This window comes from Palleronia aestuarii, assembly GCF_003253995.1.
Taxonomy (GTDB): Bacteria; Pseudomonadota; Alphaproteobacteria; order Rhodobacterales; family Rhodobacteraceae; genus Palleronia; species Palleronia aestuarii.
In genome coordinates this window covers 66,438-80,599 of sequence record NZ_QKZL01000006.1, presented here as the reverse complement: position 1 = coordinate 80,599, position 14,162 = coordinate 66,438, and the positions used below count along the sequence as shown (strand labels likewise).

Genomic DNA, 14,162 nt, shown 5'->3' with positions numbered 1-14,162 from the left:
TTGATCCGGGGCCTCGCGGGACCGCATTCCGTTGAAAGATCGTGCTGTTTTCGAGAGATTGCTCATTCCGCCGCGATCCCTTCCATTCGATCCTCGAGCTCGTCGGCCGCGCCCTGAAGCGCATCGAGCGTCGCCGCGTCGGGCTGCCAATAGGCCCGGTCGCTGGCCTCGAGGAGCCGTCCGGCCATCCGGGCGCTCGCCTTGGGGTTCAGCTCCGAAAGCCGGCGCCGCATCTCGGGGTCGAGCACGAAGGTCTCGCTGAGCCGCTGGTAGACCCAAGGCTCCACCTGCCCCGTCGTCGCCGACCAGCCGAGCGTGTTCGTCACATGCGCCTCGATCTGCCGCACGCCCTCGTGTCCGTGCTTGAGAAGCGGCTCGTAGAATTTCGGGTTCAGGCTGCGCGACCGGGTCTCGAGCGCCACCTGGTCCTGCAGCGTCCGGACCTTGCCCGTCCCCCGCGTCTGGTCGCCGATATAGACCGGGGCCGCATGCCCCTTCGCCCGCTTCACCGCCCGGCTGATGCCCCCGAGCGTGTCGAAGTAGTGATCGACGGACGTGACCCCGAGTTCCACGGATTCGAGGTTCTGGTAGGCCAGATCCACCGATTTCAGTGCATTTTGCAGAAGTGCGGCCTGCGGTGCCGCCTTGCCGTCGCGGCCGTAGGCGAAGCTCTTCCGGGCCTCGTACGCATCTGCGAGCTCGTCCTCGTCCCCGAAGGCGGAGCCGTCCACGAGGTGATTGACGTTCGAGCCGTAGGCCCCTTCCGCGTTCGAGAAGACCCTGAGCGCCGCCGTCTCCAGATCGACGCCCGCCTTTTCCGCGTAGGCCAGCGCGTGGGCGCGCACGAAGTTCTGCTCCAGCGGCTCGTCGGCCTCCGCCGCCTTCCACGCGGCCTCCGCCAGCATCCGCGTCTGCAGGGGCAGAAGGTCGCGGAAGATACCCGAAAGCGTCATGATGACGTCGATCCTCGGCCGCCCCAGCACCTCGAGCGGTACGAGATCGGCACCGCAAAGGCGTCCGTATCCGTCGAAGCGCGGCACCGCGCCCAGAAGCGCCATCGCCTGTGCGATCGGTCCGCCGTCCGACTTGATGTTGTCCGACCCCCAGAGGACGAGCGCGACGCTCCGCGGCATCTCGCGATGCGTCTCCAGAAGCAGCTGCGCCTGCCGCGCCCCGTCGGCCATCGCCGCGGCGGTGGGCATACGGAACGGGTCGAACGCGTGGATGTTGCGGCCCGTCGGCACGATCTCCGGGCTGCGGATCAAATCGCCCCCCGGAACCGGCGCGATGTAATGGCCGCCCATCGCCCGCATCAGCGCGGGGAGTTCCGTCTCCTCCATGAGCGCCGCGTCGAGGCGCTTGCGCTCTTCCGAATCGAGGTTCGGCACCGCGTCGAGAAGCCCCGCGCGCGCCGCGTCGTCCATCTTCCGGCCGACCACGTGCAGCCCGTCGGTGATGAGCGCATCCTCGGTCTCGAGCAGCTTCAGCCAGAGCGTATCAGGCGCCGTTCCGCCCAGATCGACCGCTTCGGCCTGCGCGGCCACGAGCTCCGCGAGCTCGTCCCGCGCGGCCCCGGGCTCCGCCCCGCGCCAGCGCTGCAGGCTGTCCTTCAGCTCGGCGAGCCCCTTGTAGAGCCCGGACTTCGCGAGCGGCGGGGTCAGATGCGTGACGCAGACCGCCCCCGAGCGGCGCTTGGCGAGCGTCGCCTCCGACGGGTTGTTGGCGGCGTAGAGATAGACGTTCGGCAGGTTCCCGATCAGCCGGTCGGACCAGTCCGAAGCTCCCATGCCGACCTGACGGCCCGGCATGAATTCGAGCGCGCCGTGCATCCCGAAATGCAGCACCACGTCGGCCGCGAAATCGCGCTTCAGCCAGTGATAGAAGGTGTTGAAGGCATGGGTCGGCGCGAAGCCCCGTTCGAAGAGAAGCCGCATCGGATCCCCCTCGTAGCCGAAGGCGGGCTGCACGCCGACGAAGACGTTGCCGAACTGCGCGCCGAGAACGAAGACGTCGCGCCCGTCGGTCTGCACGCGACCGGGAGCCGGACCCCACGCAGCCTCGATCTCCTTCAGCCACGGCGTGTCGCGCACGATCGCGTCGGCAGAGACACGGGCGGCGACGTTCGCCTCCTGCCCGTAGCGCGCGGCATTGCCGCCGAGGATCGCTTCGCGTAGCGCCTCCACGTTCTCGGGCGGTTCGAGGTCGTAGCCCTCCGCCTTCATCTCGCGCAGCGTGTTCAGTAGGCTCTCGAAGACCGAGAGATAGGCGGCGGTCCCGATGGCGCCCGCGTTGGGGGGGAAGCCGAAGAGCACGATTGCCGCCTTGCGCTCCGCAACCCGGCCCCGGCGCAGGCGGGCGAGGCGCAGCGTCCGCTCGGTCAGCGCGTCGATCCGCTCGAAGCAGGGCGCCATCGACCGTGCCTCGCCTTCGGGCCGGCAGCGCAGCTTGCACCCGTCGCAGCCCCCTGCCCCATGCCGCCCGGCGAAGACGGTGGGGTTGGTGGCGCCGTCGATCTCCGGCAGGGCCACGAGCATGGTGGTCTCGACCGGCCCGAGGCCCGTCCCCGATCCCGCCCATTGGCCGAGCGTCTGGAACTCGAGCGGATGGGCCGCGACATACGGCACGTCGAGGCGCGAGAGATGCTCCACCGCCGCCGCGCTGTCGTTGTAGGCCGGCCCGCCGATGAGCGAGAAGCCGGTGAGCGAGACGAGCGCGTCGATCCGCCCGCCGTGGAAGTACGCGTCGAGCGCGGGCCGTCCGTCGAGCCCGCCCGCGAAGGCCGGAAGGCAGCGGATGCCTTGCGCCTCGAAGCGCCGGATGACCGCGTCGTAATGCGCGGTATCGCCCGACAGCACGTAACTCCGCATGAGGAGGAGCCCGACCGTTGCGACGGGCGCGTCCGGCCCCGGCAGGGCGCTCGTTTCCACCGTCATCCGATCCGGAAGATCCGGGTGATAGAGACCCACTTCGGGATATTCGACCGGTGCCGCGGCCGCGACCCCGCGCCAGTTCGTCTCGGAGGCGTAGCGCGACAGCAGGAAACGGACCATCTGCTCGATGTTCTCGTCCGACCCGCCGATCCAGTACTGCATCATCAGGAACCAGGCACGCAGGTCCTGTGCCTTGCCGGGGATGTAGCGCAGGATCTTCGGCAGCCGGCGCAGCATCCGCATCTGCTTCGCGCCGCAGGCCTTTCCGTTCCGGGGACCGCGGAGCCGCTTGAGAAGGTTCATGACGCCCGAGGCCGAGCGCGCCATGTCGAGATCGCCCATCCGCGTCATCTGCACGATCTTCGGATCGGCGATGAGGCCCACGAACGCGTCGCAACGGGCACGCGCGGCCACGAGATTGGGCTCGATCGCGCGGATATGCTCCTCGATGAAGAGCAGCGACGTGATCACGATGTCGGCGCGGTCGACGGCCTCGCGCGCCTCCATGAGGGCGGTCTCGTCCTCGCCCCATTCGGCGGCGGCATGGACGCTGATCGAAAGACCCGGGAAATCGCGCTCGAGCCGCGGCAGCACGCGGGCGGTCGGGCCCGCGGCATGGGCGTCGAGGGTTACGATCGCGATCCGGTAGCCCGGCGCGGTATATCCTAGCTCATCGCGCATAATGCGCCTTTGCCTCGTAGAGGGTGTCGATGGAGATCTCGGTCTGCCCGCGCCCCGCGGCGAAAGCTTCCGTGTTGCGCCGCGCCTTGCCGCGGACGAAGAAGGGGATCTTCTTCAACTCCCGCTCCGCATCGGCGAGCCAGACGAGGGCATCCGAGCTTGCCGTGCCCCGGACCTGATCCGGGGCCTCTTCCTCGACGGCACCCTGGCTCGTCGGCCGGGGCGTGGCGGCGCCGCCGTGGTGGCTCGGACCGGCACCGTCGTGGAACTCGAAATCGTCGCGGAACATGTGCAGGAGATGTTCCTCGAGCCCCATGACCAGCGGGTGGACCCAAGTATCGAAGATCACGTTCGCGCCCTCGAACCCCATCTGCGGGGAATAGCGCGCGGGATAATCCTGCACGTGAACGGGCGCGGAGATGACGGCGCAGGGGATGCCCAGGCGCTTGCCGATATGGCGCTCCATTTGCGTGCCGAGGATCATCTCCGGCGCGGCCGCCTCGATCGCGCGTTCCACGTCGAGGTAATCGTCGGTGATGAGCGCCTCGACCCCGTATTCCTTCGCCGCCTGCCGCAGCGGACGGGCGAATTCGCGGTTGTAGCAGCCCATGCCGCAGACCTCGAAGCCCATCTCGTCGCGTGCGATCCGCGCGGCGGCGATGACGTGGGTCGCGTCGCCGAAAAGGAACACGCGCTTGCCGGTCAGGTACGTGCTGTCGACGGAGGCCGAATACCACGGCAGCCGCAACCCCGCTTCCGACGGCGCCTGGGCCTCGGGGGCGAGCGCCAGAACCTCGGCGATGAAGTGGCGCGTGGCGCCGACGCCGATGGGCACGGTCTTCGTATAGGGCTGCCCCAGCGTCTTCTCGCACCACCGCGCGGCGGCCTCTCCCGTTTCGGGATAGAGAAGCACGTTGAAATGCGCGGCGCCCATCCGCTTGATGTCGGCGGGACGCGCGCCCATCGGGGCGGTGACGTTCACCTCGATCCCCATGTCGGCGAGAAGCCCGGTGATCTCCGCCACGTCGTCGCGGTGCCGGAAGCCGAGACCCGTCGGCCCGAGGAGGTTGCATGTGACCCGCGCCGTCCGTTCCATCGGCTCGGCGAGCGTGCGGACGATCTGGTAAAACGTCTCGTCGGCGCCGAAATTTTCCTTGCGCTGATAGGAAGGCAGCTCCAGCGGGATGACGGGCACGCCCAGGTCCATGCTTTCGGCCATGCCGCCGGGATCGTCCTGAATGAGCTCCGCCGTGCAGGACGCGCCGACGATGAGCGCTTCGGGGCGGAACCGTGCCACCGCATCCTGGCAGGCGCGCCGGAAGAGGTCGGCCGTGTCGGCGCCGAGATCGCGGGACTGGAACGTCGTGTAGGTGACGGGCGGGCGCTTGCCGCGCCGCTCGATCATAGTGAAGAGCAGATCGGCGTAGGTGTCGCCCTGTGGCGCATGGAGGACGTAGTGCAGACCTTCCATCCCGGTGGCGACGCGCATCGCGCCGACATGGGGCGGGCCCTCGTATGTCCAGACCGACAGCTTCATTCCGCGGCCTCGAGTTTCAACGCCGCGCGCCGCCGCAGCGGCCGGGCGAAGAGTGCCGCGAGATCGCCCGCCTGCTCGTAGAAATGCACGGGCGTGAAGACGAGCTCGATCGCCCACTTCGTCGCGAGCCCTTCGGCTTCCAGCGGATTGGCAAGTCCGAGCCCGCAGACGGTCAGATCCGCCCGCGCCGCCCGTGCCCGGTCGAGCTGGAGATCCACGTCCTGTCCCTCGGAGAGGACGGGTCCGGGCGCGAGGAGATCCATGTCGGGCCCGACCACGTCCTGCCGGATATAGGGCGCGCCGATCTCCACCGCTTCCATGCCGCATTCGCGGGTGAGGAATCGCGCAAGGGGGATCTCGAGTTGGCTGTCGGGAAAAAAGAAGATGCGCTTGCCGTTAAGCATCTCCGTCGCCGCGGCGACGGCGCGCCGTGCACGGTCGCGGGGGGCGTCGGTCGCCGCCTCGAATTGCTCGCGCGGCACATCGAACTCCGCGGCGATGGCGGCGAGCCAGGCGGTCGTGCCTTCCTCTCCGAACGGGAAGGGCGCCGCGATATGCCGCGCGCCACGGCGCATCAGCGCGTCGCGCGTGCCACCGAGGAAGGGTTGCGTGAGGGCGAAAACCGTCTCCGGCCCGACCCCCGGCATCTCGTCCGCGCGCCGCGCGGGCAGGCAGCGGACCCGCTCGATTCCCATCGCCGAAAGGAGGGAGAGCGCCTGATCCTCGACCACGTCCGGCAGCGCGCCCACGAGCAGAAGCTCGCGCGCCTGGGTTTCCGGCAGGACCGGGACCATCGCAGCAAGGCAGGCATCCTCGCCTTCGGTGAAGGTCGTCTCGATCCCCGACCCGTCGTAGCTCAGGACCCGTACGTGCGGCGCATGCTCTCGGCTCAACCGCTCGGCAGCCTTACCGAGGTCGAGCTTGATGACCTCCGATGGGCAAGACCCGACGAGGAAGAGCTGCCGGATGTCGGGCCGACGCTCCAGGAGGCGGGCGACCTCGCGGTCGAGCTCTTCCTGCGCGTCTGCCATCCCGGCCAGGTCGGTCTCCTCGAGGATGGCGGTCGCGAATCGCGGCTCTGCAAAGATCATCACGCCCGCGGCCGATTGCAGCAGATGCGCGCAGGTGCGGCTGCCCACGACGAGGAAGAACGCATCCTGCATTTTGCGGTGGAGCCAGATGATTCCCGTGAGGCCGCAGAACACCTCTCGCTGCCCCCGCTCCCTCAGGACGGGTATGTCGCGGCAGCCGGAGCCCGGGGGTGGCGCCATCCGGGTCATGCCATCCCCCGATCGAGGCGAGCGCGGCGCAGCTTCCAGATGAACTGGCCGGCATTGATCACGTAGGTGGCATAGGCGAGGAGCGCGAGCGTCATGAGGCCCGCCGGGGCCAGCGCATGGCTCCACAATGCCCACAGATAGAGCGTGTGAAGCGTGATCACTAGGAAGCTCACCACGTCTTCCCAGAAGAATTGCGGGGCGAGAAGGTACTGTCCGAAAACGGCCTTTTCCCAAATCGCGCCGGTCACCATGATCGCGTAGAGCGCCAGCGTCTTCACGACGATGGACAGGGTCGCGGCCGCGTACCCGTCCCCCGTCGCGAGGAAGCGCAGAACGAGGCCCAGCGACACGAGAAAGATCAGGAACTGCGCCGGGGCGAGGATGCCCTGCACCAGCGTCCAGCGGCTCTCGTCCCGCCGGCGGCGCTGTTCCGCGGTGTAGAGCGGCGGGGCCACGCGGGCCAGATCGACTGCATTTGCGGAAAGCTGGCTCATGAGGCCGACTCAAGCACCGCACCCCAAATGTGTCAACTAAAACTTACAGTCTCGAACTTGACACATCGCGTCGAACCTTGCAGCATTAAGGCCATAGGCGGAATTCCCGTCCGGAGCACCGCGGCTACGATAAATTTTGACAAAGCCGTCCGGAGCCGGAAAAGTCCGACCATAAAGGCGAATGACCCAACGGAAAATTCGCCGATAGGGGGAGGCCCGCCGATGACGTTCATGCGCTCGACGAACGACACCGATCAATCCGGAACATCCGCAGAGGCACGCGTCGGTGCGCTCGCGTCGAAAGCGCTCTCCGTCCTCGCGGCACGGCGGACGGCGGTCCGACAGCTCTCCGAGGAGCATATCTGCGCGCTCGAGCATGCGGTATGCGGGCCCGGCCCGGAACAGCGCGACGCTGTGATCGAGGGAATGCGCGCCGAAGGAATAGGGATCGCGGAGATCTGCGATCATTACATCCCCGAGGTCGCGCGCAGGCTCGGCGATCAATGGTGCAATGACACCCTCTCCTTCGCCGACGTCACGATCGGATCGGCCCGGCTGCAATCGCTGCTGCGCGATATTGCCGAGGACGAGCATCCCTCGCATGGCCGCCGGGATAGCGAGGTGGTGGTGATGGTCCTCGCCGGAGAGCACCACACGCTTGGCGCGATGGTGCTGACGGGACAATTGCGACGGATGGGTGTATCCGTCCGCTTGGCTCTCGGCACATCCACGCCGGAGGTCTGCAAGATCGTCGAGGGTGCCGCGTTTGACGCGATCCTGATTTCCGTCGCGGCGCGCGAAGACCTAGACATGGTCCGCGAGACCGTGGCATTGCTCCGCCAATCCACTCGTGGGGGTGTGCCGTTGATCGTGGGGGGCGGCGTCTTGGATATGGGCTTCGACATGGCGAAGGCCGCGACCGGGGCCGATTACGCCACGAACGATCTTCGGAGCGCGCTCAAGTTTAGCGGATGCGAAATTCAGGCAGGCCCATCGTGACCAATCCGATCACCGCTCATCGTCAGGCTTCAGGATGACGTCGCGGGGATCGCGGTACTGGTCGTCGGGCGCCGTTCCCCTGATCGCGCCGGATCTGCTCGGCAACATCATTGCGACGGCGTCCGACGTATCACTCGTGATCTCCGACATGGGGCAGATCCTGTCCGTCCTCGTGAACCCCGCGCATCAGAGCTTCGGACACCTTGACGGGTGGGAAGGGCGCGACATTCGCGAGGTTCTGACCGTCGAGAGTATCCCGAAGTTCGAGGCGCGCCTGACCGACTTCGTCCGCGGCGCGGGCGATTCCAGAGGCGTCGAACTCAATCACCGTGGCGCGGGGGCACTAGATTTCCCGATCCGCTATTCCTTCCACACCCTGGGCACCGATGGGGCACTTCTCATGCTCGGACGGGACCTGCGCCCGGTGGCCGAGATCCAGCGCCAGCTCGTCGAGACGCAGATGGCGCTCGAGCGCGATTACGAGGCGCAGCGGGAGATTGCCACGCGGATGCGCGCCCTGATGGAAACGACGACCGAGGCGATCGTCTTCGTCACGGTCGCTTCCGGACGCATCAAGGAGCTGAACGGACCGGCGGCGAAGCTTCTCGGCGCGAACGTGGAGGCGCTTGAGGGTACGGTCTTCGCGCAGGCCTTCGCGCCCGACGCATCCGGCACGCTCCTCGAGGAGTTGGTCGCCGCCGCGCGGGCGGAACGGTTGCGCAAGGTGAAGGCCGAGACGCGCCGTGGCCGGCGCGAGGTCGGCCTCGCGGCGACGCTCTTCCGGGCAGCAGGCGAACGCATGCTGATCTGCCGGCTTGATCGGGGCGATGCGGTGGACGGCTCCGGAACCGACATGGCGGGCCGTCTTGCGAAACTTTACGAGAAGGGCGCCGACGCCATCGCCTTCACCGACAGGACGGGTCAGATCCTCTCGGTCAACGACGCCTTCCTCGATCTCGTCGATCTCGACGAGGCGGGACCGGCGCGGGGGCGGTCGCTCGCCGATTTCCTGGCCCGTGGCAGCGCCGATCTGCGGCTGATGACCGATACCGCGCTACGCAACGGACAGATGCGCCTCTACGCCACGCGCATGCAGGCGGAGTTCGGCGCCGGGGAGGCCGTGGAAATCTCGGTCGCCAGCCTCGACGAGGAATCGACCGGCGCGCTCGCCTTCGTGTTCCGGGATGCAAGCCGGATGGAGGCCGTGAGGATGCCGGGCGCCGCGGTGAGCGACGATGGCATGCGCTCCGCGCGTGAACTCGTGGGCGCCGTCACGCTGAAGGAGATCGTCAGCGAGACGAACGACGTCGTCGAGAAGATGTGCATCGAAACCGCCGTGGAGTTGACGGGGAACAACCGCGTGGCAGCGGCGGAGATGCTGGGCCTGTCCCGCCAGAGCCTCTACGTGAAGCTCCGCAAGTACGGCCTGCTCGCCCGCGGGGATTGAGCGGCCCGGCGGGGCGCGCGCTCACCCGGCCGACAGGATCGGCGCCGCGAGGTCGTAGGCCTTGCGCATGATCGTCGGCAGATCGCTCGGGCGGAACCGATCGGCAGGGACGAAACGTCCCCGCGCGGGGCTGACATCCCCGACCCTGGCAAGTCGCAGCGCCATCCGAAGATGGAAATGCGTGAAGGTGTGGCGCACCTGCATCCCCGGATCCCGCCAGTCCGCCGCGACCGGCGGCGCGTGGGGCGGCACGTCCTGCGCCCAGTCGCTGCCGGGCCAGCCGAGCATCCCGCCAAGAAGGCCGCGTTCGGGCCGCGTCTCCAGAAGCCAGGCTCCGTCATCTCTGCGCGCGAGATAGGCGATCCCGTGGCGGACTGGCTTCGCCGCCTTCGGCGACTTTCGCGGCAGGCTCGCGACGATTCCCTCGGCGCGGGCCTGACAGGGATCGCGCCAGGGACAGATGCCGCAGGCCGGATTTCGCGGCGTGCAGATCGTGGCTCCCAGATCCATAACGGCCTGCGCGTAGTCGCCCGGACGCCGCTCCGGGGTGAGCGCCGCGGCGAGAGCGCCGAGTTGCCGCTTCGATCCCGGCAGCGGTGCCTCCACGGCGTGGAGGCGCGCCATCACGCGCTCCACGTTGCCATCGACGACCGTTTCCGACCGGTCGAAGGCGATCGCGGCGATCGCGGCCGCCGTGTAGGGGCCGATCCCCGGCAGGCGCAGGAGCGCGTCCCGCGTATCCGGGAACTGACCACCGTTCTCGGACACGACCACGCGGGCGCAAGCGAGAAGATTTCGGGCCCGTGCGTAATAGCCGAGCCCGGCCCATTCGCCCATCACTTGCGCATCCTCCGCTGCCGCGAGCGCGCCCACATCCGGCCAGAGCGCGACGAACCGGCGGAAATAGTCCCGCACCGCGGCGACCGTCGTCTGCTGCAGCATGACTTCGCTCAGCCACACGCGATAGGGATCGGGCCGGATCCCCTCGGCCCGTTCCATCGGCCCGACCCGCCACGGCATCACGCGGGCGTGACGATCGTACCAGATGAGCAGATCGTCGCTGAGTTGCGCGTCACGCAATCTTTATGCTCCCCTTCCCCGCTTTGCTCTGGCAGGCACCCGAGCGTCACATAGATTGATCCGACAATGAGCAAGCGTTCCACGCCCTATCCGTCACGCCGCCGCAAGGGATTTCAGCAGACCGCGAACCTGCTGCAACCCCAGATCCGGCGCGTGGGCGAAAGCCGCGGCTTCGCGGTCAGCCGTCTGCTGACCCACTGGACGGAGATCGTCGGGACGGAAATCGCCGCGATCGCGCGGCCCGTCCATGTCTCCTATGGCCGTCAGGGCCTCGGCGCGACGCTCACGATCCTCACGTCGGGCGCACAGGCCCCGATCCTGGAAATGCGCAAGGAATGGCTGCGGGAGAAGGTGAACGCCTGCTACGGCTACGCCGCCATTCGGCAGATACGATTGACGCAGACCTCGCCGGAGCACGTCTCCAGCGCCTTCGCGCAGGACGGGCCGGAGGCTCCGGCCGTGCCGGATCCCGAGATCACCCGGATCGCCGGGGAGGCCGCAGCGCCGGTCCGTGATCCCGGTCTTCGCGCCGCGCTCGAACGGCTGGGCACGCATGTGCTCGGTTCCGATCCAAACAGAACGAAAGACACCCCATGAGAGAGCTTCCCGTCATCGCCGCCGCCGCGGCGCTCATCGCCTCCGCGCCCCTCGCCTCCCTGGCGCAGGAGACATCCGAAGCGACCGACACGCCTCAGGTCGAGGAGATGACGCTCGGCAATCCCGACGCGGACGTGACGGTGATCGAATACGCTTCCTTCACCTGTCCGCATTGCAAGACGTTCCACGACACCGTCCTGCCGGAACTAAAGGAAAACTACATCGACACCGGTCGGATCGAGTTCGTTTACCGCGAGGTCTACTTCGATCGATTCGGGCTCTGGGCCGGCATGGTCGCGCGGTGCGGTGGTCCGGAGCGCTATTTCGGCATCTCCGACCTGATCTACGAGCAGCAGCAGGAATGGGTGCAGGGCGATCCGGCCCAGATCGCCGAGAACCTGCGGCGGATCGGCAAGACGGCCGGGCTCGACGACGCCGAACTCGATGCCTGCCTCAGTGACACCGCACAGGCCGAGGCGATGGTCGCACGGTTCGAGGAGACGACGCAGGCCGACGACATCACCGCCACGCCTTCCTTCGTCATAGACGGGGAGACGTTCTCCAACATGCCGTATTCGGAATTCGCCTCCATCCTCGACGAGAAGCTCGCGGACTGATCAAAGCCCGAGCCGGTCGAGCGCCGCATCGAGAGGTGCGGGATCGTCGAGGGCAAGCCGGACCGGCAAGGTCAGGACCCTGGACCGGAATGCCGCCGGCAGCCGCACCGCGTCCTTCTCCGTCGTCACGAGTTGGGCGTTGAGGGAGGCCGCGTCGCGCTCGAGCCGGCTCAACAGCGCGGCGCTCAGGGGCTGGTGATCGTCGAGCGCCTCCGCCCTCACGAGGGTCGCGCCCAGCTCCTCGAGCGTGCCGAAGAACTTCTCCGGCCGACCGATCCCCGCGAAGGCCAGGGCCCGCAGGCCCGCCCAGGGCATTCCGGTCAGGAGAGGCCGAAGCGCGCCGCGCAGATGCGGGCAGGTGATCCGCTCTCCCCAAAGACGGTCGAACCGGCGCTGGTCTTCGGGCCCGCCGATCGATAGGACCATGTCGGCGCGGGCAAGCCCGGTCTCGACCTTCTCGCGCAAGGGTCCCGCCGGGATCACGCGGCCGTTCCCGAAACCCGCCCACGCATCGACGACGACGATCGAGAGATCCTTGTCGATCGCGGGGTTCTGGAACCCGTCGTCGAGAACCACGGCATCGGCCGCATCCGCCACTGCTGCCCGACCTCCCGCGGCACGGTCGCGTGCGATCCACGTCGGAGCGAAGGCGGAGAGGAGAAGTGGTTCGTCGCCCACCAGTGACGCGGGATGTCTAGCCGGATCGACGCGCATGACCCCCCGCGCCGTCCCGCCATAGCCGCGTGTTACGATCTGGGGGGACCTGCCGCGTGCCTTGAGCCGCTCAACGAGCGCCATCACGGTCGGGGTCTTGCCGGTCCCGCCCGCATTGATGTTTCCCACGCAGATCACCGGACAATCGAGCGCGATCCCGCTCCGCCGCAATCGCCGGGCCGTGGCTGCGGCATAGAGGGAGCCCAGCGGTGTGAGGATCGTGGAGCGCCAATCGCCCGTATCGGGCGTAAGGGACCAGAAGCCGGGGGGCCGCATCAGCGCGTTTCCAGATCCGTGAGGATCTGATCCAGCACCTTCAGCACGGCATTCGAGGCCTCCGCGCCGTCGGAGGTCACGTTCCAAGCCGCCGATGCGACATCTGCGGCCATGTCGGGGGCGAGGAACCGTTCAACCGCGTCACCGAGCGCCGTCGCATCGGGCACTTCGCAGTCCGCGCGGGCGGCGCCGAGCTGAGCGAGGATCGTGCGTTCCTCGCCTCTCTCAGGCCCATGCAAGACGACCGATCCGAGCGAGGCAGGCACCAGCGGGTCGAGGCGCGGCCCGTCGCCCCTGAGCGTGCCGCCGAGGAAGGTGGTGAAGGCGAGACGCACCCAGAGACCGATCTCTTCGGGATCGTCGACGATGAGGATCTGCGTCTCACCGCCCGGATCCTGCGGATCCGCGCGCAGTGCGACGTTCCAGCCCCGCGCACGGAGGTCCTTTGCCAGTTCGTCGGCCTCGAGCTCCTCGCCGATGTCGAGGATCAGCAGGAGCCGATGGGCGAGCCGGGACGCGCTCGTCTGGGCGAGCAGCATATCGTCGATCTCCGCGGGAACGACACGGGCTGCGAGCCAGAGCCTGCGGGAGGCGAGCGCGGTGGCGGCTTCCTGCAACTCCAACGCGGCAACGCGTGGAGGGGGCGGTACGGTGTTGAGCTGTCCGATCATCCGCCGCTCGCACGAGAGCCGCCCATCGCGGCGCCGCAGGAGCAGGAACGCGAACCGCTCCATGGACCGGACGAGCGCGACGGGATGCGCGGCGGGATCGACTTCGACGCCGACGATCGGAATCCCCCGCTCGAGCGCCCGCGACCACAATACCGGCGCCGGTTCGCCCCCCACCCAGAGGATGAGGTCGGGCGCGAAATGATCGAGGAACGCGCGCGTTCCGGAGGCCGTGTCTGCCGGAGCGTCGAGCAGAAGATCGAGGGTCCGGTGCGGCTCGAAGGGTCCGCTTGCGATGATCGTCAGGTCGGACTGCCCATCCTGGAGCATGTCGAGCAGGAGGAGGACACCGTCGGGCGCGGCATCCTCGCTCAGATGGACCCAGAGGATCCGGCCATCGGGACGCGGTGCCGCTTCGGCCAGCGTCTGGCGCGACTGCGCGCGGGCCGCTGCGAAGCGGTGACGGGCGAGAGCGAGCGAGAAAGCCACGCCGCGTGGCTTATCCGCCGAGTTCCTCGGTTGCCGATGCGGGGGTTTCCTCGTCCCGGAGGCGATGGATATGAGCGAGGAAATATCTCATATGCGCATTGTCGACCGTCCGTTGCGCTTCCGTCTTCCAGGCGTCGTAAGCCGATTTGTAATCGGGGAAGAGACCGACGATATGGATGTCGTCGACATTCTTGAAGACGTTCCCGGTGGTGTCGACAAGCTCTCCGCCGAAGACGAGATGCAGGCGCTGGGTCATCGGGTTCTCCGCGTGAGGTTGCATTCGGAGACGACGATAGAGAAGCCCCGCCGCCTCTACAATGCATTCGCAGAAAACGCGCCTCCGATGCGTACTC

Annotated in this window: 12 protein-coding genes; 4 read left to right on the top strand and 8 right to left on the bottom strand. The window is 67.9% G+C overall.

Annotation, left to right across the window (positions count from 1 at the left end; genetic code table 11):
- Positions 1–62: 62 nt before the first annotated feature.
- Genes LX81_RS09450 through bchF form a run of 4 tightly spaced genes read right to left on the bottom strand, consistent with a single transcriptional unit; the run spans position 63 to position 6,922 of the window.
- The gene (locus LX81_RS09450) at positions 63–3,611 is read right to left on the bottom strand and encodes a magnesium chelatase subunit H (protein ID WP_111537074.1); all 3,549 of its coding nucleotides are present in this window, start codon (positions 3,609–3,611) and stop codon (positions 63–65) included.
- Positions 3,601–5,148, bottom strand: coding sequence for a ferredoxin:protochlorophyllide reductase (ATP-dependent) subunit B (bchB, locus tag LX81_RS09445; protein ID WP_111537073.1), 1,548 nt, complete (start codon positions 5,146–5,148; stop codon positions 3,601–3,603). Before bchB ends, LX81_RS09450 begins: the two co-directional genes overlap by 11 nt.
- Positions 5,145–6,428 carry a ferredoxin:protochlorophyllide reductase (ATP-dependent) subunit N gene (locus LX81_RS09440; protein ID WP_111537072.1) on the bottom strand — a complete coding sequence of 428 codons (1,284 nt, stop codon included), beginning with the start codon at positions 6,426–6,428 and terminating at the stop codon, positions 5,145–5,147. The genes bchB and LX81_RS09440 overlap by 4 nt, the downstream gene beginning before the upstream one ends.
- Positions 6,425–6,922, bottom strand: a complete 498-nt coding sequence (gene bchF / locus LX81_RS09435) for a 2-vinyl bacteriochlorophyllide hydratase (RefSeq protein ID WP_111537071.1) — start codon at positions 6,920–6,922, stop codon at positions 6,425–6,427. Before bchF ends, LX81_RS09440 begins: the two co-directional genes overlap by 4 nt.
- A gap of 222 nt (positions 6,923–7,144) precedes the next feature.
- On the opposite strand from bchF, the gene LX81_RS09430 reads away from it, so the two are divergent.
- Together LX81_RS09430 and ppsR are read left to right on the top strand one after the other, a co-directional pair.
- A complete protein-coding gene (locus tag LX81_RS09430) occupies positions 7,145–7,921 on the top strand; it encodes a cobalamin B12-binding domain-containing protein (protein WP_170133903.1) in 777 nt (258 codons plus the stop codon).
- 34 nt (positions 7,922–7,955) lie between these two features.
- Entirely contained in the window at positions 7,956–9,368 is a 1,413-nt protein-coding gene (ppsR, locus tag LX81_RS09425) for a transcriptional regulator PpsR (RefSeq protein ID WP_111537069.1), read from the top strand.
- A gap of 21 nt (positions 9,369–9,389) precedes the next feature.
- On the opposite strand, the gene mutY is transcribed toward ppsR, so the two are convergent.
- The gene (gene mutY / locus LX81_RS09420; RefSeq protein WP_111537068.1) at positions 9,390–10,448 is read right to left on the bottom strand and encodes an A/G-specific adenine glycosylase; all 1,059 of its coding nucleotides are present in this window, start codon (positions 10,446–10,448) and stop codon (positions 9,390–9,392) included.
- A 66-nt stretch (positions 10,449–10,514) separates the two neighbouring features.
- Between mutY and LX81_RS09415 the strand changes: the two genes are divergently transcribed.
- Both LX81_RS09415 and LX81_RS09410 read left to right on the top strand, forming a co-directional pair.
- The gene (locus LX81_RS09415; RefSeq protein ID WP_111537067.1) at positions 10,515–11,045 is read left to right on the top strand and encodes a DUF721 domain-containing protein; all 531 of its coding nucleotides are present in this window, start codon (positions 10,515–10,517) and stop codon (positions 11,043–11,045) included.
- On the top strand, positions 11,042–11,662 hold the full coding sequence (locus LX81_RS09410) for a DsbA family protein (RefSeq protein ID WP_111537066.1): 621 nt from the start codon (positions 11,042–11,044) through the stop codon (positions 11,660–11,662). Before LX81_RS09415 ends, LX81_RS09410 begins: the two co-directional genes overlap by 4 nt.
- Here LX81_RS09410 and lpxK read toward each other — a convergent pair whose 3' ends face one another.
- The 3 genes from lpxK to LX81_RS09395 are packed head-to-tail and all read right to left on the bottom strand — an operon-like array spanning position 11,663 to position 14,065.
- The gene (lpxK, locus tag LX81_RS09405) at positions 11,663–12,652 is read right to left on the bottom strand and encodes a tetraacyldisaccharide 4'-kinase (protein ID WP_111537065.1); all 990 of its coding nucleotides are present in this window, start codon (positions 12,650–12,652) and stop codon (positions 11,663–11,665) included.
- Positions 12,652–13,809 (bottom strand): hypothetical protein, encoded by a 1,158-nt coding sequence (locus tag LX81_RS09400; RefSeq protein WP_111537064.1) that lies wholly within the window; start codon positions 13,807–13,809, stop codon positions 12,652–12,654. The genes lpxK and LX81_RS09400 overlap by 1 nt, the downstream gene beginning before the upstream one ends.
- A 10-nt stretch (positions 13,810–13,819) precedes the next feature.
- A complete protein-coding gene (locus tag LX81_RS09395; RefSeq protein ID WP_111537063.1) occupies positions 13,820–14,065 on the bottom strand; it encodes a DUF4170 domain-containing protein in 246 nt (81 codons plus the stop codon).
- Positions 14,066–14,162: the final 97 nt, after the last annotated feature.